The organism is Arthrobacter pityocampae, assembly GCF_002927275.1.
Taxonomy (GTDB): domain Bacteria; phylum Actinomycetota; class Actinomycetes; order Actinomycetales; family Micrococcaceae; genus Arthrobacter_D; species Arthrobacter_D pityocampae.
In genome coordinates, this window is sequence record NZ_PRKW01000002.1 from 1 (window position 1) to 23,601 (window position 23,601).

The 23,601-nt window shown below is 64.9% G+C and carries 27 protein-coding genes and 1 tRNA gene; 12 read left to right on the plus strand and 16 right to left on the minus strand.

The features are described 5' to 3' along the window. Positions 1-43: 43 nt before the first annotated feature. Both C4K88_RS03855 and C4K88_RS03860 read right to left on the minus strand, forming a co-directional pair. Positions 44-295: a helix-turn-helix transcriptional regulator gene (locus tag C4K88_RS03855; RefSeq protein WP_104120333.1), complete on the minus strand. Its 252-nt coding sequence runs from the start codon at positions 293-295 to the stop codon at positions 44-46. Position 296: 1 nt separating this feature from the next. Next, the gene (locus C4K88_RS03860; RefSeq protein WP_146065604.1) at positions 297-767 is read right to left on the minus strand and encodes a hypothetical protein; all 471 of its coding nucleotides are present in this window, start codon (positions 765-767) and stop codon (positions 297-299) included. Between the two features lie 371 nt (positions 768-1,138). Here C4K88_RS03860 and C4K88_RS03865 point away from each other — a divergent pair, with 371 nt between their 5' ends. The 5 genes from C4K88_RS03865 (at position 1,139) to C4K88_RS03885 (ending at position 5,154) form a co-directional block, all read left to right on the plus strand. Then, entirely contained in the window at positions 1,139-1,462 is a 324-nt protein-coding gene (locus tag C4K88_RS03865; protein ID WP_104120335.1) for a PadR family transcriptional regulator, read from the plus strand. After that, positions 1,459-1,983: a DUF2812 domain-containing protein gene (locus tag C4K88_RS03870; protein WP_104120336.1), complete on the plus strand. Its 525-nt coding sequence runs from the start codon at positions 1,459-1,461 to the stop codon at positions 1,981-1,983. The genes C4K88_RS03865 and C4K88_RS03870 overlap by 4 nt, the downstream gene beginning before the upstream one ends. A gap of 97 nt (positions 1,984-2,080) precedes the next feature. Continuing rightward, the gene (locus C4K88_RS03875; RefSeq protein WP_241521695.1) at positions 2,081-2,764 is read left to right on the plus strand and encodes an ABC transporter ATP-binding protein; all 684 of its coding nucleotides are present in this window, start codon (positions 2,081-2,083) and stop codon (positions 2,762-2,764) included. A 133-nt stretch (positions 2,765-2,897) separates the two neighbouring features. After that, positions 2,898-4,397 (plus strand): DUF6297 family protein, encoded by a 1,500-nt coding sequence (locus tag C4K88_RS03880; RefSeq protein ID WP_104120338.1) that lies wholly within the window; start codon positions 2,898-2,900, stop codon positions 4,395-4,397. Positions 4,398-4,569: 172 nt separating this feature from the next. Then, complete coding sequence (locus C4K88_RS03885; RefSeq protein WP_146065605.1) at positions 4,570-5,154, plus strand: DUF7010 family protein; 585 nt, start codon at positions 4,570-4,572, stop codon at positions 5,152-5,154. Between the two features lie 138 nt (positions 5,155-5,292). On the opposite strand, the gene C4K88_RS03890 is transcribed toward C4K88_RS03885, so the two are convergent. Then, entirely contained in the window at positions 5,293-5,931 is a 639-nt protein-coding gene (locus tag C4K88_RS03890) for an isochorismatase family protein (RefSeq protein ID WP_104120340.1), read from the minus strand. Between the two features lie 143 nt (positions 5,932-6,074). On the opposite strand from C4K88_RS03890, the gene C4K88_RS03895 reads away from it, so the two are divergent. Further along, complete coding sequence (locus tag C4K88_RS03895; RefSeq protein ID WP_167398966.1) at positions 6,075-7,040, plus strand: GlxA family transcriptional regulator; 966 nt, start codon at positions 6,075-6,077, stop codon at positions 7,038-7,040. Positions 7,041-7,331: 291 nt separating this feature from the next. On the opposite strand, the gene C4K88_RS03900 is transcribed toward C4K88_RS03895, so the two are convergent. After that, on the minus strand, positions 7,332-8,246 hold the full coding sequence (locus tag C4K88_RS03900) for a DNA/RNA non-specific endonuclease (protein WP_104120341.1): 915 nt from the start codon (positions 8,244-8,246) through the stop codon (positions 7,332-7,334). A gap of 42 nt (positions 8,247-8,288) precedes the next feature. Further along, positions 8,289-8,696, minus strand: coding sequence for a hypothetical protein (locus tag C4K88_RS03905; RefSeq protein ID WP_146065606.1), 408 nt, complete (start codon positions 8,694-8,696; stop codon positions 8,289-8,291). A 385-nt stretch (positions 8,697-9,081) separates the two neighbouring features. On the opposite strand from C4K88_RS03905, the gene C4K88_RS17305 reads away from it, so the two are divergent. Beyond that, on the plus strand, positions 9,082-9,264 hold the full coding sequence (locus C4K88_RS17305; protein ID WP_167398967.1) for a helicase associated domain-containing protein: 183 nt from the start codon (positions 9,082-9,084) through the stop codon (positions 9,262-9,264). Positions 9,265-9,639: 375 nt separating this feature from the next. On the opposite strand, the gene C4K88_RS03915 is transcribed toward C4K88_RS17305, so the two are convergent. Beyond that, positions 9,640-10,452, minus strand: a complete 813-nt coding sequence (locus C4K88_RS03915; protein ID WP_241521696.1) for a hypothetical protein — start codon at positions 10,450-10,452, stop codon at positions 9,640-9,642. A 149-nt stretch (positions 10,453-10,601) separates the two neighbouring features. Next, positions 10,602-10,772, minus strand: a complete 171-nt coding sequence (locus C4K88_RS17310; RefSeq protein WP_167398968.1) for a hypothetical protein — start codon at positions 10,770-10,772, stop codon at positions 10,602-10,604. Between the two features lie 601 nt (positions 10,773-11,373). On the opposite strand from C4K88_RS17310, the gene C4K88_RS03920 reads away from it, so the two are divergent. The 4 genes from C4K88_RS03920 (at position 11,374) to C4K88_RS17695 (ending at position 13,784) form a co-directional block, all read left to right on the plus strand. Beyond that, positions 11,374-11,778: a hypothetical protein gene (locus C4K88_RS03920; protein WP_104120344.1), complete on the plus strand. Its 405-nt coding sequence runs from the start codon at positions 11,374-11,376 to the stop codon at positions 11,776-11,778. After that, positions 11,778-12,287 (plus strand): hypothetical protein, encoded by a 510-nt coding sequence (locus C4K88_RS03925; protein WP_104120345.1) that lies wholly within the window; start codon positions 11,778-11,780, stop codon positions 12,285-12,287. Before C4K88_RS03920 ends, C4K88_RS03925 begins: the two co-directional genes overlap by 1 nt. A 396-nt stretch (positions 12,288-12,683) precedes the next feature. After that, positions 12,684-13,160, plus strand: a complete 477-nt coding sequence (locus tag C4K88_RS03930; RefSeq protein WP_104120346.1) for a pyridoxamine 5'-phosphate oxidase family protein — start codon at positions 12,684-12,686, stop codon at positions 13,158-13,160. 489 nt (positions 13,161-13,649) lie between these two features. Beyond that, positions 13,650-13,784, plus strand: a complete 135-nt coding sequence (locus tag C4K88_RS17695) for a helix-turn-helix domain-containing protein (RefSeq protein WP_277621638.1) — start codon at positions 13,650-13,652, stop codon at positions 13,782-13,784. Positions 13,785-14,055: 271 nt separating this feature from the next. Here C4K88_RS17695 and C4K88_RS03940 read toward each other — a convergent pair whose 3' ends face one another. After that, positions 14,056-14,361 (minus strand): hypothetical protein, encoded by a 306-nt coding sequence (locus C4K88_RS03940; protein WP_104120347.1) that lies wholly within the window; start codon positions 14,359-14,361, stop codon positions 14,056-14,058. A 601-nt stretch (positions 14,362-14,962) separates the two neighbouring features. Here C4K88_RS03940 and C4K88_RS03945 point away from each other — a divergent pair. After that, entirely contained in the window at positions 14,963-15,790 is an 828-nt protein-coding gene (locus C4K88_RS03945; RefSeq protein WP_104120348.1) for a response regulator transcription factor, read from the plus strand. Between the two features lie 137 nt (positions 15,791-15,927). On the opposite strand, the gene C4K88_RS03950 is transcribed toward C4K88_RS03945, so the two are convergent. The 8 genes from C4K88_RS03950 to C4K88_RS17315 all read right to left on the minus strand — a co-directional run bounded on the left by C4K88_RS03950 (position 15,928) and on the right by C4K88_RS17315 (position 23,584). Then, positions 15,928-16,569 carry a GAF and ANTAR domain-containing protein gene (locus C4K88_RS03950; RefSeq protein ID WP_241521697.1) on the minus strand — a complete coding sequence of 214 codons (642 nt, stop codon included), beginning with the start codon at positions 16,567-16,569 and terminating at the stop codon, positions 15,928-15,930. Positions 16,570-16,908: 339 nt separating this feature from the next. Further along, positions 16,909-17,169: a hypothetical protein gene (locus C4K88_RS03955; RefSeq protein WP_104120350.1), complete on the minus strand. Its 261-nt coding sequence runs from the start codon at positions 17,167-17,169 to the stop codon at positions 16,909-16,911. Next, entirely contained in the window at positions 17,169-17,897 is a 729-nt protein-coding gene (locus tag C4K88_RS03960; RefSeq protein WP_104120351.1) for a GAF and ANTAR domain-containing protein, read from the minus strand. The genes C4K88_RS03955 and C4K88_RS03960 overlap by 1 nt, the downstream gene beginning before the upstream one ends. A 337-nt stretch (positions 17,898-18,234) precedes the next feature. Further along, entirely contained in the window at positions 18,235-18,924 is a 690-nt protein-coding gene (locus C4K88_RS03965; protein ID WP_104120352.1) for a GAF and ANTAR domain-containing protein, read from the minus strand. A 168-nt stretch (positions 18,925-19,092) separates the two neighbouring features. After that, positions 19,093-20,184 carry a hypothetical protein gene (locus C4K88_RS03970; RefSeq protein ID WP_104120353.1) on the minus strand — a complete coding sequence of 364 codons (1,092 nt, stop codon included), beginning with the start codon at positions 20,182-20,184 and terminating at the stop codon, positions 19,093-19,095. Between the two features lie 277 nt (positions 20,185-20,461). Continuing rightward, the gene (locus C4K88_RS03975; RefSeq protein ID WP_104120354.1) at positions 20,462-20,809 is read right to left on the minus strand and encodes a helix-turn-helix domain-containing protein; all 348 of its coding nucleotides are present in this window, start codon (positions 20,807-20,809) and stop codon (positions 20,462-20,464) included. Between the two features lie 85 nt (positions 20,810-20,894). Beyond that, a complete protein-coding gene (locus C4K88_RS03980; RefSeq protein WP_206604343.1) occupies positions 20,895-21,977 on the minus strand; it encodes a tyrosine-type recombinase/integrase in 1,083 nt (360 codons plus the stop codon). A 1,520-nt stretch (positions 21,978-23,497) separates the two neighbouring features. Beyond that, positions 23,498-23,584 (minus strand) — tRNA-Ile (locus C4K88_RS17315). Positions 23,585-23,601 lie beyond the last annotated feature (17 nt).

The window sequence follows — 23,601 nt, forward strand, 5'->3', positions numbered from 1 at the left end:
TCGGCGGAGTCATTCCGGCTGCCGTGTTCCTTCGTCCCCCTGGTCATGGCGGTGAGTCTAGCGAGATGCCCGGTGTGCCTTTCGCATCTCGGGAGGGTGTTGTGTCGTCGGGGATGAAGAGCTCCTCGAGGGTGGTGCCGAAGATCGCGGCGAGCCTGAAGGCCAGCGGCAGGGAGGGATCGAAGCGTCCGCGCTCAATCGAGATGACCGTCTGGCGGGAGACGTCGAGTTCCTCGGCCAGCTTCTGTTGCGACCACCCGAGACGCGTGCGGTGGTCGTGGACCAGGTTCTGCACTTCAGCCCCGGAGACGCTGAAGCAGATAACGGACCGCGACAGACAGTGACGCGAAGCCGAGCACGCCTGCCAGCAGCAGCCCGGGGTCGACCGAGTATCTCGCGGGCAGGAAGCTCAGCACGGCCGCGGCGAGGCCGGCAACGAGGATGATGTCTGTCAGGGCTCCGGCTGCGGCCTTGTCGTACCAGGCGGACTCCACGGATTCCTCCGGCCGTTCGGCCGCCCCCGCCATGGTCGACCGGTCGACCACGAGGATGTAGACGAGCATCGTCGAGGGAAAGGCCAGGCAGAGCGCGAACACCACACCGACCAGGATGGGGGACGCTGATCCTCCGACGCCGAGCGAGGCCGCGAGAAGACCGAGCACCGCGCCGATCACGATGCCGCTGGGAGCCGCGACCGCGATCGCCGGGAAGCGACCCTTGGCGAAGGCCGTCCGTCCCCACGTCGTGCGCACACTTTGATCTGCCATGAAAAGCCCCCTGGTATGTAAATGTCGCTTTACATAGTCAAGTGTGCTTTACAGTCAGAATGCCGTTAAGGCCGACTGTTCGTGCCGTCGGTCCCGAGAGTCACGATGTCGGACGCGTGGGCGTCTTCCGGCCCGGCGTGCCGGTGCTGGCCGCCGTCTCCGTGCCGGGGTTCATGGGTGGACTATGCACGGCGCGCTTCTGGTGTCGTAACCGCTACCCCTTGATCGTGAGGGTCAGGCAGTAGAAGAACAGCGCCGTCCCTACGCGGAGGCAACAAGGTGTGCTGTGGTGTGGCCTGCTGCGGTCTTCTGTGCTTACATATCATTTATGGATACATCGGTTAGTGACACTTTCACTGTGAGGTGTCCGAATGGGGCGTAGTTCGGGGTTCCAGAGCGGCGATCTGCCCGACGCCGCACTGCATGTCCTGCTCGCCCTGGTGCGCCCACGTCACGGTTACGCGGTGATGCAGTTCCTCGAGCAGGAGAGCGCGGGCACTATCGTGCTCGGACCGGCCTCGCTCTACACGACGCTGAAGAAGCTCGCCGGGGCCGGCCTCATCGAGGAACTCGACGGTGATGATGCCCGGCGGGTCTATCACCTCACTACGGAGGGCCGTGAGGTCCTCGTCCGTAATATCGAACGTCGTCGCCAGGTGCTGGCCATGGCTGATCACATCATGGAGGACGCATGAGCACTACCAGCAGGATGGGCAACGGCCTGGCCTTCAGCCCGGAAAAGGACCTGGCCATGTTCGCGGACATGGCCCGCCAGGGAAAACACCTGAACGGTGTCGCGAAGCTCGGCCACGGGTGGCGTTTTACCGACGGGGACCCGGAAGATGCCGTCTTCGACCTCGCGTACGAGAGCCACCCGTCCGCGGACTACTTCGAGATCTTCCGCGCGGCCGGCTGGGCTCCCGTGATCTCGCTCGGAGACACACACATCTTCAAAGCCGCACCGGGAACGACGCCGGTCCACAGCGGCGTCGAATCACGCCGTGACGAACTCACCCGGAACCGGAGTCTCTACCTTCGCTACAGTGCGATCACACTGATCGCCTTCCTGCTCGTGACTCTCGGGCTTCGCCTCGTCTCCTGGAATGAAGGGGTGGAACTGGTTCTCCTAGTGCTGTTCATGCTGCCGGTCGTCTACACGGTCACCCCATTGGTCGGCTACTGGAGACAACTGAACACGCTTAATCGCTCAAGCTGATCATCAAGGCCCGATGGATCAGGGGAGGGCACCACGGGTGCTCCTGGTGCATCGACGGGTCCAGGGGTCCCTCGGGCGGTCGGTTTAGGCTGGGTGGATGGCTGTGGGGGATGTGCTTGAGGCTGAGCGGTTGGTGGTCGGGTATGCGGGCGCTCCGGTGTGCGGGGAGGTGTCGCTACGGATTGCTGCCGGGGAGGTCCTTGCGGTGGTGGGGTTCAATGGTGCCGGCAAGTCCACGGTCGTCCGGACCCTGGCCGGCCGGCAGGACCCGCTGTCCGGGGATGTGCGGATCCATGGCCTGCCCGTGATGCCCGACGCCATCGGGTTCCGCCGCGAGGTCGCGGCCGTGTTCGACGGGGACGTGTTCTTCCCCGGCCTGACGGCCCGCGAGCACTTGTTGCTCGTCGCCCGGGGCCACGCCCTGGACTCTCCCGACGTCGCGGTCGACGCGGAGCTGGCGTTTTTTGGTCTCACGGAACGCTCGCACGCTATCCCGGAGGCCTTGTCCTCGGGACAACGCCGGCGGCTCCTCCTAGCCGCGGCGTTCATACGGCCGGCATCCCTGCTGATCCTCGATGAGCCCGAGCAGCGCCTGGATCCGATGATGCGCGACGCCCTCACCGACCGTATCCGGCAGCGCGCCAGGGCGGGCACAGCGGTGGTCCTTGTCACGCACGATCCACGGCTGCTCACAAAGACGGCATCGACCTGCGTGCTCATCGACGAGGTCCTCGCGCATGTCGATACGGAGCGGGGAGCGCGGATCATTGCAGGCGCCTGAACCGACCACGGCACCACGAAGGCTAAGGCCAACTGGAGAAGCCGAGACGACAGGAGCACCCGGATCGACAGGAGTAATCGGGGCGATACCAGGCCGGGACGCACTCGGGTGGGGCTCGCCCGACGAGAGCGCTGTGCGTCGGAGCCGGGAAGTCGTCGACTTCACCCGCGCCAGGACCCGGCGGTACAACAGGGCGCGCTCCTCGGTCCGGGACCTCTTCATCGACGTGTATTCCAACGCGTTGGCCGCAGTGTGCGTGCTGATGATGGCCGGGTCCCTCATCGTCGCGCTCCGGGACGAGCTCACGGGCCGGAACCTCGGTGGGGCGGGTCTGGTGGCGGCCCGCTGGCAGGTACTGCCGGCGGAGGTCCTGTGGGTGGTCCTGACCTATCTGGCGCTGGTCGGGATCGCGCTGATTGCCCGCCGGGTGGGGCCGGTAACGGTGAGCCGGGCCCAGGCGGCGTGGTGGTTGCCATTGCCGGTCGACCGTCGCCCGATGGTCCTGCCCGCGTTCCGGGGTCGCCTCGTCCTGGTCGGTGTCGTGGCGTCGGCGGCCTACGTCCCGTTCAGTGTCCTGACTGCCCTTGACCGGTCCCCATGGGCTCATGCCGGCTCTGCGGTGACCTTCGGCGCCGGGGCGCTTCTGGCCGTTGCCGGTGCGGCGATCCTTCAACTGGCCCAGGGCTCCGCCCGCGTCTTCCGTGCGGCGGTGCTCGTCGGGCTCCTGCCCGTGGCCGTCCTCCCGTTCCTGGCACCGTCAGCATGGTCACTCGCGGTGGTGTTGACCGTGACGGGGATCGTCGTGGCGTACCTGCTTCCCCGTGTCGGTGATGTGCCGGGTGCCGAGTTGCAGCGCGGCGGGGCCGTCTCCGGGCACGCGGCCGCATCAATCTTCCTCATCGACGTAAACGAGCTACGCCGGGCACTAGCGGCAGAACCGCGTCCAGGTACCAGCAGGCGCGGCGCGCGCTTCTACGCCAGACCCACACGCCGGGCCGTCACCGCCGTGGTGCGCGCCGACATCGTCGCTTTCCTACGCCTCCAGCCCGCACCCGTCGGCCCCCTGATGTGGCTGGGAATCAGCGTGGCCGCCGCCCTGATCACCCCGACCCTTCCCGTTCTGCTCCAACTCGGCGTGGTCCTCGTCGCCGGGTGCGCCACCGCTGCCGGGACCGGGACGGTGGCCCGACGTACCGCCGTCCTCCCCGAACTCGACGCGCTCCTGCCGATCAGCCTGGTGCTCGCGCGCTGCAGCCGGATGCTCATGCCGGCACTGAGCCTGGCCCTATGGATGAGCGCCCTGACCGGAGCACTCGTGGCCGTATCGTCGGGTCCTTCTTCCCTCATCCTGCTCGGGGCGATCGCCGGTGCCGGGATGGGCGCGGGAGCCGTCCGGGCCGCGACCCGCCCCCACACCGATTGGACGACACCTCCCGTCGAGACACCCTTCGGCACCATCCCCCGCGATCAGGTGTCCTCCCTGCTCCGCGGTGTCGACATGACCGTCCTGTCGATGGCCCCGATCCTCCTCGCCTTCTACCTCGGCACAGTCCATCCCTGGCTGATCCTCGCCCAGACCATCGCCAGCGCCACAGCCATCACCGTGCAAGCCTCAACCCCGAACCCCCGCTGAGGGACCGTTCGACCGGACCGGTTGCCGTGGTCGACGGCGCGTCAACAGGTATCAGTGTGGTGAGGGGGTATTAGCCGGCGTGGCTTCCAAGGGTTCAGCTGCGGGCGCATTTACCTTCGCGGGTTTCAGGGTGGGGCTAGCCAGCGGGGTCGGGGTCTGGGAGGCTCCATCAGTGAGCGATACCAGCACGCGTCATCAAGACCTGACCGGCACACCCCCCAGGTTCGCGGACCCACGGCGAATGGGCACGCTTATCGGGCTGGTCGGCGCATGTGTCTTCGTCTTCTCCTACACACCCGGGTTCTCCGACCCGGCATCGGTTGCGGCGCGACTCCTCGTCATCGCAACCGTCAGCACGACCCTCTGGTTCCTCTTCGCCGCCCCACGCTTCCTGGGTCCCTTCATCCCTCCTCGCCGAGCACACGTCGGCGTGTACGTTCTGTGCGTCGTCCTGGAATTCGCACTGATCGCGGCCGGCAGCCGGTGGCTGGGAACGACGGGCAGACTCGAGCTACGGCCAACGTTGATCGCCTTCGTTGTGGGCCTGCATTTCCTGCCCTTTGCCTGGGCCTTCAAGGAGCGCATGTTCTACACGCTGGGCGGGCTCCTCGTCGGCCTCGGAGCTCTGGGCCTCCTTATCGGAACCCAGGCCAGCGCTCTCGGAGCGGCTGTCACCTCGGGGCTGATCATGGCGTTCATCTTGCTGACCTACAGCCTGGGTTTGTTCGCCCCGCGGCGACGAACCGAGAACATCTGACGGGCAGGAACACCTTCTCGCACAAGGATCCTTTGACTGGACGAATTGTTCCGGGGGACATGAGTACAGCGCACCCTTTTGGGGTTGAACTCCAAGAGGGTGCGCTGTAATTGTTTGTGTCTTCGGGGTGGGGGAGGGTCAGGGTTGGGTGGCGCGGGCTGCTCCGGTGGCTGCTGAGGTGCCGAGGTCGCCTCCGGGGAGTGCTTGCTGGGCGGTGAGGGCTGTGGTCCATGCGTCTGTGGTGCTGACGGAGGCCCAGTTGGAGTGCAGCAGTGCAAGCAGGGTCGTGTGCACGGTCCTGGCGTCGGCGAAGCCGGCGTCGTTGGCGATGTTGATCGCGCCGGTGGCGTCGGAGAGGACTTCGGTGGTGAAACCGAGGGCTTCTGCTTCGACGGCGGATCCGAGGATGCAGTTGTTGGTCATGTAACCGACGAGGGTGACGGTGTCGACGTCCTGGTCGCGGAGCCACTGGGTGAGGTTGGTGTCGGCATAGACGGACCCGTATTGCTTCACGACGCTCTTCCACGTCTCGGTGCGGCGACTTTCGATCTCGGGGTGGAGTTCGTACTCGGGTGTTCCCGGCGCGAAGACGGGGGCTCCTTCGCCTGCCGTGTGCTGAACGACGGCGATCGGGATGCCGGCGGCGGTGGCTGCATCGATGGCTGCCGTGATCTGGGGCAGGGACTGCTCGTGCGGCGGGTACTGGATTTCGAGGAGGCCGCTGAAGTACTGCTGCTGGATGTCGACGAGGACGAGGGCGCGGCGGGGTGTGCTCATGGTGAGGCGTTCTCCTGAGTGAAGAGGGGTCAGGTGGTGATCGCCGGGGCCGGCGTTGATTCCATCCTTCCCGGGTCGACGGCGAACCAACAGTGGCACGAATGCCTATATAGGATGGATTCGGGCCACGAAGGAGGGTGTTTGTGCAGATCGCGGTGTTTGCCTTTGATAGCGTGACGATGTTCCATCTGGCCGTCCCGCAGATGGTCTTTGATGAGGTTGCACGACAGGGGCTCGGAGAGTGGACGACGAGCCTGTTCTCCGACGGCCCGGATCCGATCCGCACGGCCGAGGGCTACCAGCTGGCCGATATCGGGGGCCCCGAGGCTGCGGCCCGAGCGGATGTCGTGGTGGTGCCGTCATGGTTCGACGACGGACGTGTGCTCAGCGATACCGTGTGCACCCTGCTGCTGGAGGCGCACGGGCGAGGTGCCACGATCCTGGGTTTGTGCCTCGGTGCGATCGCTGTGGCGGACGCCGGCTTGCTGGCCGGGCGTCGGGCGGTGACGCACTGGCAGGCCTTCGGCGCCCTGGGCGAGCGACACCCGGACATACTCCTGGATCGTTCCGTCCTCTACATCGATCACGGGGACGTCATGACCTCGGCGGGTACCGCCTCGGGACTGGATGCGTGCCTGCATCTGGTGCGGAACCGTCTGGGCGCCGATGCGGCGAACACGGTGGCGCGCAGTCTCGTCGTCGCACCTCATCGCGATGGCGGGCAGGCACAGTACGTCGAACACCCTGTCCCGCAGCGCTCAACCGATGAGCCGATGGCACATCTGCTCGAGTGGGCGCTGGGCAACCTCGGTGAACCGCTCACCATCGACCGGCTGGCCGGGCAAGCCCGTATGAGCCGGCGCACCTTCATCCGCGCTTTCCGGGCAGCGACGGGAACGACACCGTCGGCCTGGATCCGGTCCCGCCGGCTCGATGCCGCACGGCGTCTGCTGGAGACCACGGACCTGCCGGTCGAGCACATCGCTGTGGACTGCGGTTTCGGGACCCCGGTCACGCTCCGCCAAAGCTTTGCGGCCGCCTTCTCTACCACACCAACCGATTACAGGCGCCACTTCACCACCGGCTCGTCCGCCCCGCTCCTGCACTGACGTGCCCTGCCCCGCCACGGGTAGGTTGGCGTCTCATGCGATCAGTGCCCCGTCAGGGGGCGGGGGATATGACCTCGTGGCTCCGTGCACCGGCCGGGAGGAAACCCCAAGGTCGAACGATGATTCAGGGCTATTGCTCCCTCGGTGCCATCAAAGGATCCTCTAGCGATGTGCGTTAGAAAGTTGCCGGGGGTGCTGAAGGGTTGGTTGACGCGTGGCCTCTGAAGACTCGAATGTCCTTGGTGATTCTCTCCTTCCACGTTTCAGGAGGCGTCTGTAGGCCGGTAGTGCCTAGTCCTCGAGGTCGAAGTCCAGGTCCAGGCACTCCGGGCTGGTGAGTTCGCGCCACGTTGAGGTGATCCGAGCGCTCGGTAGCGTCATGGCGATGGGCATCCGGTCAATAGCGATCAGCTGTGCCAGGTCGAGTCCGGTGAGCTGGGCGATGTCCCGGATCGGGACCTGGAAGGTGCGGAACAGCCCCAGCGGGGGAGCATCCCCCTCATTCACAGCGCCCGGCCGCGGCACGTCGGGGAGATCCTGCAGCTGTGGTGTCTGGTCCACGACGTACGCGGTGGCGGCCAGTGAACCCTCCACGAGGAACACCGCGATCTTGAAGAAGCGCAGCGGGATCTCCACGCCCCGGTACATGGGGTCGACGTCGCTGAAGACGGGACCGGTGAACACGATCAGGTGCCGGCCATGGTCGGCGGCGTTTTCCAACAGGTAGGTTTCCAGGCCCAGCCACAGCTCGAGGCCCTGGTTGAACTTCGCTGCCTGCGGGGCGGCGTTGGTGTAGTGGAAAGTGTCCTCGTTAGCCTGCGCTGCTTCGGCCTGGGTGTCTCCCCAGACGGCGGACGCCCGGCGGACGAGGTGCCCGCGGTCGATGTCGTTGCGCGCGTAGACCCGCTCCCCGGTCTGCTGGTCCTCCGGCAGGCGCGGATCCAGCCGCCAGTCGATGCCGGACCGGTCGAGGTCCATGAGCTTCTCACCGTCGATCCCGAGCGCCGTGACCGCGGCGAGGCGCTTGTCCGGGCGCATCAGCACCGAGAAGTGAGTGTAGGGCAGCAGGACCGTGTCGATGTCCTTCAGGGACGGGATCGGTACGGGCAAGCCCAGGAAGTCCTGATCAAAGCCCTCGCGGTCCGAGAGGTCTTCGACGGTGGCGGCAGTGGCGATGATGCGGGGTTCGGGCAGGGTGGCGTCCATCGGCCGACGGTACCAGCGGCAGGTGACAGGCGGATGAACCCGTCAGTGATTGACGAGCGGCACCGGATGGCGGCGGTCGAGGCGGAAGAACGCGATCTCCTTGCCCATCGCGTACCCGCCCGCGGCCGCCGGCACAGCCACAAGGGCGAGACCTTGCCAGGGGGAGGGCAGCAGGAGCAGGACGGCCACCGTGGTGAATATCAGGGCGTAGATCGGCCAGTGCGGCCCGCGGACACCCGTGAGGAAGCCGATGATGCCGCCGGCCAGCACCCCACCAGAGACGACCACGACGGCCGGCAGGATGACCTCGGACGGGACCGTGCTGACGATCAGGACGAGCAGCCCGACAAACAGCGCCGCGGGAATCAGCAGGCGGAGCCCGAACTCACGATTGGCCCGACGCCGATCCGGTTCCTGACCGCCCACTGGTTCTCCCCTGTTCGTCCTCATGTGAGCCTACCCAGCGAGCTGTCGTGTGGATCGAACGAGCCATGCCCCGGAGGCCCGGCCACTCCTTAACGCGAATTGCCATACAACTGTCTTGCAACCGAGCTTGTGTCGGGTATCCCCGAACGCAGTTGAAAGACGGGGTAGCAAGACATACCAGGGGGTATGGGGTGCGTGTGAGAGCCGGCAGAAGTGGCTGCTCATGTACTCCCGGGAAGTCCCTGTCCAGGTGATCGCCACCTGGTGTCGGGTGAACATCAAACGGGTGGTCCGGGCCGTGGACCGGTAGATCGGCCGGGACACGGCGTGGTTCGATGCGTGCTTATCTGTCCATGACCAGCCGGCGTGGCCGGCAAACCGAAAGGACCGCCGGAAGACGCGGGAGCAGGTGTGGTGGGAGCACTACGGGCGCCTGGCAGCGTATGTGCGGGAGCGCGGGGGTATCCCGGCGCAGAACGAGAGCCGGGAGGCTCGGGTGCTGTATCGGTGGGTGGAGAACCAGCGCAGGAACCACGACGCCGGCACCCTCACCCCCGACCGGGTCGAGGCCCTCAATGTGCTGGGGGAGTAAATGGGGACTAGGCGGGGTAACGCCGACGTGCTGTGGGATCGACGCCTCAACGAGGTCCGGCAATTCAGGAATGAGATGGGTCGGTTTCCGATCTACGACCGTGTCAGGCACCAGGGTGAGACGGTCTTGTCCGTGTGGCTGGGCTATCAGCGCACCTGACAGCGCAAGGGCCGGCTCCGCGCGGACCGGCAGCGACGGTGTGATGAGGTCCTGCCCGGCTGGTCGCCGCCTACCGGTGTGCGTGCTCCGCTGCCTGTGATCGGTGAGGATCGGGTCTCGGATAGTGCCTCGGGCGGAGACGGAGACGGGGGCGTTGGGCCATGAGTTAGTGCAGTGACTCCGGGCAGGGCGTAGCAGCCGGGGTCGTGGTGGCGGTTATGTGCTCGCGGGAGGCCGGCCGGTGGTGGGGGTCGTGATCCTCGCGGCGATGAGTCTGGTGCCGGTTCCCAGGATCGCGATGATCAGGGCGAGCAGCACCACGGGGGCCGCGCCTCCGTCAGCGCCGAGTGTCGTGGCGAGGATCTGTTGGCCGAGTCGGAGCATCTCGCCCGGGTTCCCGAGACTCACCCGTGTCCCGAAGACGACGTTGATGGTGGTGAACAGGGCAGGGACGAGCCAGAGGAGGGCGAGGTTGGTGATCCAGACCCCCGCGTCCCGGACCGAGCGCAGACCGAACCAGGCCAGGGTGCAGCCGATAGTGATCGCGGGAAGCCACCGGCTGATGATCGGCAACCAGGAGGGCAGATCCATGGGGCCGGCGAGGCCGATGAACCATTCAACGGCCCACGTCGCCAAGGGTACGGCGAGAATCCCGATGGCCAGGGCGACTGTAGTCCTTGAACGGGAGGCGAGGAGCAGGAGCAGAGTGATCGACGCGGCGAGGGACAGGATGGTCCCGAGCAGGAGCCCGAGGACGTAGATGGTTGCCGCCGTCCCTCCCATCAGCCCGGCATGCAGGACGGTGAAGGACTGGGTCACCGCGGCGAGCTGGACCGCGCAGAGTGCCGCTGCGGCATACTTCACCGTCGTCCTGTGCCGGGTGGGGTTCCAGATCCGCAGCGTGATGCCGGCCGCCGCTCCACCCACCACCAACAGGACGACGATGGTGACCAGGCTGTACTGACTCAGGGGGAGGAGCGCGAGCGGCATCCGGTCGGGCCCCTCGAGGGTGGCCCAAAGGTTCTGCAAGGGCAGGCGGGCCCCGGTTATCAGCCAGGGGGCAAGGCCCAGCACGCCGGCCACAGCACCGACCAGCAGCCCAAGGAGCGGGCTCGGGCTTGATCCCTGAAGAGTGTGCTCACCGGAAACCGGCTGCTGTGCCGTGTGCTCGGAGAAGCTCATACGGGATCCTTCTCTGGTCGTCGGGAGTCACGGGAGGCCGCTTCCGCGTAGTAGGAGCGCATCCCGTGTTTCACCCCGAGCCGGATGATCACATACAGGAGCAATGACGTGAGCAGCAGCGGAACGCCCCAGACGACCACCACCACCAGGAGCCCGAATCCATCCATGCCCATGACTTCCCCCAGATCTAGAACAAACGGTCGACCCAGTGAGCGTACCGGCGCGGCTGCCGCCACCCCGTACGCCGCGGCGTGACACCACCGAGACATACAGTGACGCCTTTCATCAACGAGGAGGAGCCGATCATGGGAACGGTGGACTACATCGAACATCCCGACCAGGCCGCTGCTGTGGAGCCCTGACATCAGCGAGGACCTTCAGCCGCACCTGTCCGAACTGCAGGCGCCGGTCCTCGAGGACCGGCTTGAGGCCGGCCATCCGTCGACGAGCGGACCCCAGGGCGCCGGAGGCGTCAACGTCACCGACACAGCCGACGAGGCACGCCGCTTCTTCGAGGACTAACGCCGGCGCCGGGACGCGCCCATAGACTGGCCGGAGATAGTCCGCTGGGGACTCTCGTCTCCCTCTGGTCGAAGGATCCTAAGGCCGGCGCCAGGATTCTCTGCACTAGCGTCAGTGACTGAGTGCGGTGCCTGTTCTTGTCGAATTTCCTCGGGGAAAAGGGGCGGGCTGGTGTGCATTGAAGCGGCGGCCGAAGAACACTCAGCTTTGGTCGCTGAAGTAATCTCACGAAGAAACAGGATCACCATGACGGAATACGAGGACGCCGAGGACGAGAAGCGGCGCGTGCAGCGACGGCAGAGGATCGCGGTGAGGCGGCGTCGGCGGCTGATCGTCAATCGCATAGCGACGCCATTGGTATTCCTGTTCATCCTTATCTTCTGCGCGGGGCTAATCGCCCTGGAACTGGACGAGCCGAGGCAGGACGCCGCACTCATGGAGTTCGTGGAGTCCCATGGAGGTGAGGTGACGAAGATCAGACACCCGAGCGGGACCGGATATCGCGGAAATGGATCGGGCGGACCGGCCTACGTCGATGTTGTCTTCGACGGTAGACAGAGTCGATGCGTTTACCACGAACTCGCGGTTCCACCACGTCTGCTCGACTGTGATCCGGCCGTCAGCACATCGCGGTCAGAGGGAGGACGGTGATGAGTGGCGCTCAGCAGAAATCAACGCAGGAGGAACCGAAGAAGGCGTTCATCGACAAGTTCATGAACGGCCTGTCCGTGACAGGTCTCTGCGCGTTTGCGGCGACCCTCGGCTTCCTGTTCTGGGACGCCCACGAATACAGACAGCAGTACGACGATACCTACGTTCAGGTCGTCGAGGACACCTACGGCGTAGAGGTGGACGAACGCATTCCCTTGGGCCAGGTGCGATTGACTCAGGCGTCCGCCGAGGATGGGCGTGATCACTGCTTTGGCCCCGAGGAGTACCGCGTCGCGGCTGACAGCGTCGATGAGCCGGACACCCTGCTCTGCTTTGACCGTGACCGCTACCGCGACATCCTCAGATTCGTGAAGTCCGATGGCGGCGAGATCATCGGACGCCACATGGGGGAGAACACCCTGTCGGTCGTCTTCAAGGACGATGGCCCGTTCGGTATCAGCTGCACCGTGCCGGAGCCGGACGACACTGGGCTGCACTGCACTCTCTAACCTCCGACGAACAATAGCTGTCGCTGGTGCCGCGACAGAGATTCTCTGTACTAGCGCCGGCACGCGCGTGCCTTTCCGGTTCTCGTCAGGGTGACAGTGATGATGGCCCACCCGCGTAGCCCGGCGCAGGCCGTCGGTCGGGCAACCGCCCTGTAACCACCCAGGTCATTGACCCAGGTCGTGTGTGGATGGTCGTTTCAGGAAGGCGATCGTGGTGGGAGAACCAGGAGATCCTGCACCACCGAGCCGAGATCGCGCTGCTCCGGGGCCTCGACGTCCGTCCTGATGACATGCCGCAGCGGGCGGGTCGAGGGCGGCGCAGATGGCAGCACTGTGCGACCGGGAATGGGCAAGAGGTCCCTGTTGAGGCAGGTATCGAGCTCGTAGCGTTGATGGATGGAACCAGGTGTTGCCTCCGCGGAACTCCTTCCCGCGCGTGAGTCCTGGCGGCTGCTCAGGCATGCTCCCTTCGGGCGCTTGAGTCTCTGCGCGCAGAAGAACCCGAGCATCGTCCCGGTCAATTTCCTTCTCGATCGCGGGACGATCGTCTTCCACGGGCCGGCAGGAATGACGGCTGGATGCGGGGAGGGAGTTGCTGTCGCGTTCGAGGCCGATGGCTTCCTGGAAGGCGGAGCGGTGGCATGGAGCGTGATCGTCTCCGGGCACGCGAGCACCATCAGTCCGAGAAACGACCTCGAGGACGCGGCCCAGCTACCGGCGGGTCCGGTGGAACAGGCAGGCCCCGCGGGTCTTTATGCATCGGACCGGGAAAGCCGACTCATGTGTCTGGTCCCGGAGACGATCAGCGGGCGCGCCTTCGCCCCCCAGCACGCACCGCACCCCACCCAGGTTGCTCGAGCCGATGACGAGTAGACACAGGGGTCGCAGTCCAAGACCCGGCGGACAACGCCGGTCGACCCGTAGCCTTCAAGACGTGCAGTGACGTGCAGTGACGTGCAGTGCCGGTTGGGCTGAGGTGGTCAGAGCCGCAGCAGTCCACCGCCACGAGGACAAATAGACGAAGGCCCCGGGGAGGCTGCGCGAATGGGGGAAACACGCAGACGACCAGGGCCTTCACTATCATGTGTACCCGGTGGGAGCGCTCTCGACAAAGTCAGAAAAGCGGACCACCACAATGCCGAATCCGGCTCTGGCTCAATGCTGTATCCGCCGCGCCGCGATAGGACTCGTTGACGAGGTCCGCCCTTGCCTGAGGGCTGGCTGTACCGGACGATTACCGTCGACGTTGGCCGCGACCACTGTCTCAGCCACACCGACAGAGCCTGAGAATCCGAGGCTCCGCTTCCACTCTTTAAAGCGTCAATGAGCGCCGGCGGGTGCGGCGACTGGAATGCTGGGTGCATGACTGAGAGCCCCGCCGACGGGCAGCGCCGGCCGCTGCGCTTCCTGACCCTGCAGCAGGTAGCCGAGGAACTGAACACCAGGCAGAGCACCATCCGGGCCCTCATCGCCTCCGGAGACCTCCCAGTCATTTAGATCGGGGGCCGGGGCCAGTGGCGCATCGAACGTACCAAGCTCGAGGACTACATCACCGCCGCCTACACCAAGGCCCGCACCGACGTCGCCCGAGGCGCGGTCGATGCCGGTGACGGGACAGGGACGTGACCCGGAATCGGGCATGGATCGTGGTGGGCTTGGTTGTAGCGCTCCTGGCCGGCGTCGTGGTGGCACTTCTGCAGATGAGCGAAATCGTCGAGGACCCCGCGCGCTTGGTGTGTGACATCGCTGCGCGCCGCGCAGGATGCGACTAACTGGTGCTGCCTACCGCCTCATCCCCAGCCCTTGTCCTCTCGGCTGTGACCGCGCTCAACCACACCCAGCCCTCCCGCTGAATCATGATGACCGGCTCGAGGAACCGGATCTTCACCGCGGTCCGCGTGTACGCGATCGCCAGAGCCTGCACCCGAAACGCTTTCGAGGGGTAGCGGACCCACGCGTACACCCGGCGTGGTTCCGGGAAGTCCGTGGGTCGGCAGTTCTCGACGTCGAGCTCGGCCGCAGTGAGCATCATCAGCTCCTCGCGCATGACGAACTCCTCGATCCGCTCGTCCATCCGCTTCGCGTAGTAGATCGGTATGGTGCGGGATTCGATGGTGTCGAATTCTTGTCGGTAGGGATGGGCGCGGAGGTTCCGTCAGGGAGGCTGGGATGCTACTCGGCACTTGATGGATGGTTGCGGAGCACGGTCTTGTGGTCAGGGGCGACCGTCATCTCGCGTGCCGCAGGTCGGCGCGTTTTGGGTAATTGAGTCCCTGATAGTGGTCGAGCGCGGTTAGCCGTGGGATGCCTCGTGCATGATGTCCCGAGACATCACACGTCAGGCCAGAACATCGCTGAATCCACAGCCCGCCATGGGTTGGGCGGTTTCAGTGGGTCGTTCGATGCTCTCGTCCGGTGTTCTCGTTCGGTGAGGGAGTTTCTCGAGGGGACTGTCGACATCGTGGTGAGAGCGAACTATCCTCCCAAGGCATAGGGGGCAATAGCCGACCGTGAATGCTCTGACAGGGTGGGTGGCGTGATCCTGACGGGATTACTGGGCCGATCCAGTGTGGAAGAGCCTATTGGTCACCGCGCGGCTGGTGGGCTGCTGAGGGTCTCGATGGATGGATCCGGCGCGCAGGTGCAGCTGATGGGCGGGGAAAGGACCGGCGGTCATGGTTGATCCGGTTGTTCAGCACCAGGTGTATCTGCTCGATGATCATGAGGTCGTACGGCGGGGCCTGGAACACCTCCTGGAAGGCGATGGTGTCCGGGTCATCGGCTCCTCAGGGTCGGCACGTGAGGCCGGCCGTATGGTGGTTGTTCTGCAGCCTCACGCGGCGGTTCTTGATGACAGGCTCCCTGATGGTTTCGGGACCGGGGTCTGTAACACCGTCGGGTTGATCGACACTTCCATCCATTGCGTGATCCTCACGGATGAGGAGGGTGAGGGGGTTTTGGTCGAATCCATGCTGTCGGGGGCGTGGGGCTGTCTTGCCAAGGGTGATAGTGCCGTGGAGCATCTGCGTCTGGTCCGCCTGGCATTGAGTGGTCATCCTGCGTACAGCAGAGACTTCGAGTCGTTGGGTCGCCCGGTTCGTGGTGATGCCCCGGGGAGCCCGGAGAGTGTCCTGTTGTCGCTGACCCGGCAGGAACGCCGGGTAGCGATCCATGTGGCGGCGGGTATGACCAACCGGCAGATCGCTCACGAGATGGTCCTGGCGGAGAAGACAGTGAAGAATACGGTCTCCGCGATCCTCGCCAAGTTGGACATGGCCCGGAGGACCCAGCTCGCGGTCATCATCGCGCTTGCGCTCGATGAAATGGGAGGTCGGGCCGCTTATCTCGTAGCGCATGGTGTCCTCCCGGATGAGGATGGCACGATCAGTCGGATCATCGCCGGGCTGATGCGATCCGACCCCGGAGGACTCCGCCCCACGAGTGCTGATCGGCTTACACAGACCCTCAGACTCGCCGAGGCCCTTGTCCTGCGGCCGAGCTGATAGTGCTCATGCGAACCTCGGGAGCCTCGGGAACCCTAAGATCTGATGCTGGCCGGAGCGTGGCTGGAAACTTCACAGCACGTGCGGCACTACAGGGGTCCTATCGGCTGCGTGGCGTGACTGCGCGGCGGTGGGGGTCAGCCGAAGTGGGTGGTGGGTGGTTCGTTGCTGGTGGTGGAGACGACGCGGGCTGCGATGTCGCGGAGCTTGAGGTTCTGGCCCATGATGATGCCAGCGGCGAGGTCGATGATGGTCCTGGATTCCAGGGCCGCGCTGAGGTGGGCTTGCGTGTCGGACAGATGCGCGATCCGGACCGCCGTGCGGAGGGACCTGGACGCTTCCCGGGCGAAGGCCTCCGCAGCACGGGCTGCCTCAGGGGTGAACGCATCGGGGGCATTGGAGTAGAGGTTCAGCGCGCACTGCGCGTCGCCGTCCAGCGGGATGGGGATGCCGAGGATGGACAGCATGCCGTGTTCGGCGACCGCCGCGAAGTACTCCGGCCACCGGTCACTGGTGCGGGTATCGGGGATGTAGACGGTCTCGGTGGTGCGGGCGGCAGTGAGGCAGGGGCCGTCTCCGTAGGAGTACTGGATCTCGTCGAGCCGCAGGGCTTTGTCGCTGCTGCTGGCGACTGTTTCGGCGTGCCGGTGCCGCAGCAATGTCACCCCGCAGAAGACCTCCTGTCCTGGGTCGGAGAGTTGGTGGGCTGCGAGGTGCGCCAGGCCGCTGAGGAAGTGATCGATGTCGGGACTGTCCAGGACCAGGTCCTGCAGATCCACTGGAGCGCCGGCCACCACTGCGGGGGCGTGAGTTTCAGGGCCGGGCACTGGGGTAGCTGACGTGGGGGCGGATTCGAGGGGTGGGAAGGGATTTTGGTTCATGATTCTCCTATCCAGGAGATCAGCGTTCACGACACACACACGCCCGGAAAGCCCGGAACGCCGCGGTTACTCTCACTGCACCGCTCGTACCTCAACGACAGGGCTCACACTACGCCCGGGTGTCTCATGCCCACGTGGCCTCAGGGTCCCCGTTCGTCCACACCCGTCTGCTTTCGCTCCGGAAGACACGCCACCCAAATGTGATGTGCGAGCTGCCAGGGGGCAGATTACGAGGCATCACACCTCGATGTCAGCGCCGTAGGGGGCACGGGGCAGGGGAGGTATCTCGTCGATGAGTTCATTGACGGCATGGGCGATGAGATCGCATTGGAGTTGGGGGATGGTGATTGCGCGGTGGAGGTAGGCATCGAATTCCAGCTCGCCGAGGGCCCCCGCAAGGCCGAAGTAACGGATCCACACGATCTTGGGTCTGAGTTCGGCGGTGCGGATCGCGATATTGATCCGCCGTCGCTGCTCCGTGATCCGCGGCGATTCCATCAGCTCGCCGCGGTGGCGTTGTCGTCAGGTGAACGCCCCTCGATGGTCGCGGCCGTGTCACTGATGCTGGTCTGTGCGGCGTGGGAAAGGCTCACCAGGCGCTCGAGGGCTGCCTCGCGGTCCAGGCCGTGGCGTTCCATGAGGATCCCGCGGGCGATACTGATCGTGTCCCGGCCGTCGAGGGATGCTTCGACGGCGGCGCTGATGCGCTGCGGGGTGTCAGCGGCCTGCACATGGCCCAGCAGCGCCCCGGCAGAGGTCGCCAGATTGGTCAGCAGGCGCAGATCCAGGATGCCGAAGGAGCGGGGGGACCTCGAATACACTTTCATCGCGCCAAGGGTCTCGGCGCCCCGGGTCAGGGGAACACTGAGACAGGAACGCACCCCGGCGTCGGCGGCGATGCTTGCCCACCGCGTCCACCGTCGATCCGTCGTCGCATCGTCGACGACGATGGCCGTGGTCGTTGCCCACGCGCTCAGGCACGGGCCTTCTCCCAGGAGGTACTGCTGGTTGTCGGCCTTGAGGACCCTCGCATCCGTCGAGCCGACACTGATCCGCCGGCCATCACGGATCAGGGACACCCCGGCCCCATCAGCGTGGGCGATGACATCGCGGGCTATCTCGGCCAGCGCATCCACCGCGGCCTGGGCTGTGGCGTCGCTGAGGAGGAAACCATGGGTCCTGCCGAAAATGACGCCGAGCTCATCAATCCGAGGAGTACTGCTCATGAGAAATCAATCTGGTCCGACCGGGACATCAAGACTCCGGCGCGATGGCATTCTGCCCGCCACCGGCGGGCAACCAGGTCGCGGATCGATCCAGTACCCGAAGTGTAACCCCGTACCGCCCCGAAAAACCGGGCGGGAAAGCCACAACATCAGCGCGCGTCAGATCGCCGAACGCTCCATGCGACACCACACTTCGATTGGTCATTCAGGACAAGGACGGCTTGCCGCAGGCACCCCGCATCGGTTGCCCGCCGCCCTACCGAGCCGGGTCGATGGTCTGATTGTGTGCCTCTGATCGTGCCCAGGGCCGGGCTCTTGGTTGTTGGGGTGGGGTTGTTCAGTCGAAGTGGGTGTGGGTTGGTTCGCGTGAGACGGAGCGGATGAGTTCTTCGGCCAGGACCCGGAGTTTGACGTGCCGGGTGTTGGAGGCCCGGGTCAGGATCTCGACGGCTTTGGCCTGGGTGCACTTGTTCTGGCCCATGATGACTCCGACCGCCATGTCGATCGCTGTGCGGGATTCCATGGCTGCTGTGAGGTGGGAGGACCGGGCGGCGCTGGCTGCCACGCGCAGAGATACCCGTAATGCTTTCGCGCTGTGTGTGGCGAAGCCTTCGAGGGTGTTCACCAGTTCGGGTGTGAACGCGTGGACCGGTTTCGCGTAGAGGTTCAGGGCCGCGGACCCGGCGTCTTCCAGGGGCAGGGAAAGGCTGAGGATCGACTGGTAGTCGTGCTGCCGGACGGAGGCGAGATACGCCGGCCAACGCTGGTCTGTGGCGGTGTCATGCACATAGACGGTTTCGCCGGTGTGGGCGGCTTCGAGGCAGGGACCGTGTTTGTGGGCGTATTGCACCTCGTCGAGCGTGAGTGCTTCCGGCCCGCTGCTGGCCACCGTCACCGGTGTCTTATGGCGCAGCAGGGTCACGCCACAGACGACGTCGATCGAGTCGGAGACGATATCGACGGACAAGGTGGTCAGGTCGGTGAGGAAATCAACGATCTTGGGGCTGTCCAGGACGAGGTCCTGCAAATACTCGAGCTGCTCGTTGGCCTGCCGGGTGGAGTCCCTGCGTCGATGCTACGCCGGTGGATCCGCGACGATAGGGACTTACAGCGCCGCCACCAGCTCACAGAAGAACCGCGGTGTCGCACCGCCATCGCCGGACCCTCACACACCGTTTTTCTTACAGTCCCTCGATCAGCGGTAGGTGGGTTGGCTGCTGATCAGTCGTTGCCAGCCGGCGGTAGTGGTGAGGCTGACGCCGAGGATGCGGGCAGCGACTGCTGGGGGTATTTGAGTGATGATGCCGGCGGTGGCTGACTGGTGGGCGGTGATGGGGGATACACCGTAGGTCCGCAGGGTTGCTCCTAGGCTGGAGGGAAGCTGATGCTCGCCGTGTTGGTAGCCGGGATATACCCAGGTGGTGTTGGGAATCGAGCCGCCGAAGCGTCGTTTCACTGGTACTCCAGCCAGGATCGCCGTGATCCATGGGGTGGTGGCTGCTGGTAACTCCAGTCGAACGGTTCCGAGGTGCACGCCCGCGGTTCCCTCTTTGATGCTGAGGTCCTCCAGACGAAGTGCGGCGATGCGGTGGACGCGGATCCCGTAGACGATGGTCAGGACGATTGCCAGGCGCGTCCTGGGGTTCAGGGTGTCATCGCTGAGGGCGCGTTGAAGGGCTTCCTCGTTGTTCGCTCCGAGGCTTCCCCCAAGGTTGAACCCGGTGGCACCGGCGAAGCTTGGCGGTATCAGGGGCCCGCTGGTGCCGGATTTGGCACTCCAGCGCAGGAAGCGGCGCACCCGGGATGCTTCACTCGGTGCTTGAACCACCCACTGGTCGAGGAGCTCCTGGCTTGCGGTGGACAGGGCCTGGTCGGAGGCGTTCAGGTGATGGATGAGGTCGAGGATCAGGCGCAGTTCGCGCTTGTCATTGGCTGCGGTGATGTTCGTCAGGGGCCCTGGTCGGGTGCGTCGTTGCTGGCGCCAGCGGACGAACTGGCGCAGGGCGAGCTGATCGGATGAATAGGGCAGCAACGCGATCTGCGTGGTGGTCCAGACCCGGAGCCTATGGGCGTATTCATCGCGTGCGGGGAGGACCGCGTGTTCAACGAGCAGGGAGCGTACCTGCGACACCGCGCGTGGTGTTCCCAACGCGTCGAGGTCCTCATGGGTGAGGGTGCCCGGTGATGCCAGCGCGGCCTCCAGAACGGTCCAGGCGGCTTTGCTCTTGATGAGCCGAAGGATGTACTGCGGGTCCGCTTTCAGTAGATGGCGGCGAAGGTTCGCCAATGCAGCTTGCTGCTGCGAGGACGCCGGTGCCGGGCCGTGTTTGATGGTGGGTGGGAAGAGTGCGTTGATGGCGTCGGTTGCCCGGCACCGTTTACACAGCCCGTCGATGTTCAGGTGATCGGCCGTGGCGCACCGTTGGCACCGGCGTCGTGTCACGGGCGAGTTCCGCCAGCAGTAGTGGCAATACCGCTCACTGGAGATGATTCCGGCTGTTCTGCCGGGATGTCCGCAGGTCGTCGTGGACTGCCCGTTCCTACCCGCTCGAGGGCTCGTAGAGCTACTGGTCACTGATCTGGGCGCGATGCGGGCGCAGGCCGCGAGCACGGATGACGGCGGAGGCAGACTCGGCCCGTTCTGATTCGTCGGTCCCGGTGCGCTGATCCGATCGTCCGAGGGGGACCTTGCTGATCAGGTCGTCCGCAGTGCACCCGAGGATGTCCATCAGGGCCACCAAGACATGCAGGTTCAACCGTTCCGGGCGTTCGGCGACCAGCCGGTACACCTGACTGGCGGAGAGGTGAATGCCTCGTTCTTCCAACAGGGGCAGGAGTTTGGTGGTGCTGAACAAGCCGGCCGCTGCCATCTGCTCGCGCAGCCTCCACTCGTACCCGATGATGTCTTTCATTTCGTCCTCATTCCTGGCTGATCTGCCCGTGCTCGCACAGGTGTTGGCGGGTGCTGGTCTGGGCTGGTGGTGACTGGTTACTGGGTCATGTCAGGTCCACCAGGGGCGGGATCTTCGCCAGCGCCTCGCGCAGGATGCGGTTGGCGAAGTCCTCGGAGACGTGCGTGTAGATCCCGGTCGTGGCCTGATAGGCGTGCCCAAGTTGGCGTTGCACGAAGAACGGGTCGTGGCCGTCCTCGATCAGATGCGTCGCATAGCTATGGCGCAGGCAGTGCGGTGACAGAGACGAATCCAGTCCCAGCTCATCACGGTAGAGGGCGAACCTATCGCTGAGGGAACGCACCCCGAGCCGGCGGGACCGCTCCGAAAACCATAGGGCGTTAGTGGTGCCGGAGCGCATCAGGGGCAGGACGTTACCCATATAATCCTTCAGAACATCCACCGCCCACGGCATGACGGTGGCGACGGTCCTCGGTTTCGGCGGTGATCCCCTCGAAGCCTTTCCGTACCGGACCCGGAGGAAACCAAGGTCGCCGAACGAGGGGACTTTCGGGTTGCGGTACAGGTCCGTGACGTCGAGCATCACCGCCTCATTGGCGCGCAGTCCCCACGCGTAGACGACCTTCAGCAGGGTCGCATCCCGATACGCGGCCGCAGCACCCTTCCGCCCGGCGGACAATCGTGTTTGCACTTCCTCGTCGGCGCGGTCGAATAGCTGCTGCAGCTCACTCCTAGTCAACGGCCGCCGACGCGGGTTGGCCTCGTGGTCCTGCAGGTGAGGCCGGGTGTTCCAGTCATGGCACACCTGAACCGGATGAGTACCAAACCGTTCCTCACACTGCGTCGCCCACCCGTAGTGAGGGGAAGTAATGAAGTCGCAGAACTGTCGAATGACGACCTGGTACGTGCGAAGGGTTGAGGGCATCATGTGACGGACCGAGACCAGGTCCATCATCCACTCGTCGAAACCCGCAGCAGTCCACTCCCACGGACCGACCCCAGCATGGTCCCGGAACTGACGCAGCACATGCACCCGGTTCTCGACGGTAGCCTTCTGCAATCGCCGGCCACCGAGCTGCTGGGCGCACCACCCCTCGATCATCGCCTCGAAGACCGAACTCTCCTGATCAAAGAACGCGACACCTTCCACAAGATGGATCGACGCCATGCCGGCCGGAGTCCATCGATCCACACTGCTCCCTTCGTCTAACGCTCGTATCCTGCATTAGACGCGAAACAAGGAGGAGTAGTCAACCCTCCCACTAGCTTCAGGCAGGTACGGATTCGAACTCACCGCTCAGAAACGGCGCAGAATTCGCATCTGCCGCAATTGCTCGTACTTGGCGGCATGGCGTTTGTTCTGGCCCACTCTGCGGACAGTACGAGGGGCCGCCGACAATCAGGCCCTGTTTCTTCTTCCGGGCTCTTGTCCCAGCCCGCACCTGTGGAGGCTGTGCACGGCCACCGCTCGCTCGAGGTGAGCTATCGGTGTCGGTGACGCAGGTGGGTGTGTGCAGGCGGGCTTATGGTTCCTGCTGTCCCCCTGTGTGCGGGCCAAGCCGCGAAGCGAGGGGGAGCTTGGGCCGTGCCCAGGTGGGCAGGAGGCGCGCCAGGACCATAGACCCGACCCGGCTAACCAGGACGGCTCATCTATGCATTCGGTCCGACGTTGAACATCGTCGCCGCCAAGTGCAACGTCCCCGCCCTCTACAGATCTAGAGGTCGAAAGCGCGCAGCCCCAAGGACGCTACGCAGAAGGGAGGCAGCTATGGGCAGGGAACGGTACAAGATGGCGGACTGCCAGAACGCGCGACACGCCATGCACGACACGCCATGAGGAACGCGACACGAACTTTTTCTGCCTGTGAGGAAGCACTCCACAGGGCTGTGAACGACGGCTCCGGGAGGCCATAGATCGGCTCGGTTCCGGGCCTTCCGATTAGCCCGCCCTGTGGACATCGTGTGGACTACGAACCCCACGAATGACATGCTTGTAATACATCATCTAGGGGTTGGCATCACGCCCTGCCACTAGATGTAGTATCAGAGCGTTGGAGGCCCAGTCGCCGACGGACACGAAAAAGCGCACGGAGTCGACACTCCGTGCGCTTCTTCAAGAAAAAATCGCGACACCTGCCCGGCGGTGAAAGTCACCGCCCGACGGTCCCGCAATCGTGTGGTTCGTTCTCAATCTTTGGCGAGAGTTGGAACGTGCCTAAGCGTATGAGCGGCGTGTACGGGAGTCAAAGGCTCCCGCCACGATGACGGACCCGGCAGTCGCGGGAGGGGAACGATGTCTTATGGCTACTCGCGTAGTCCGTATCCGCATCAAGCGGACCATCCGGATCCAGCCCGTCCGCCGCTGACCTCATCGGTCACGGAGGATCACCGCTGGCCCGAGCCTCGCGCTCAACGAGGCCCGGGCCAGCACTCAATCTCATATCTAGGAGCCATCGTGGCAAATGCTAAGCAGACCAGTCGGGGAGTTGCACGGAAGGCGAGCAGTCTCCTTCGTAGTTCACGGACAACCAAGGGCGTGAAGAGCGTCGCGGCCAGTGCTCTCGCACAGACCACGCGTTCGAAGAAGAAGTAACCCGGGACGTTTCAGGGTCGATGAGTCCTTCGACGACGAGCTGAAGCCGTGACCCAGATGGACCCGGCCAGAAAACTGGTCGGGTCCATCTGTAGCGGATAGTAGGGGATTCGAACCCCTGTGAGAAGTCTCCTCCTCAACCGAGTATCAGCCCGGTCGCAATAGGCCACTATGCGAACTATAGAAAGATCCTACAGGC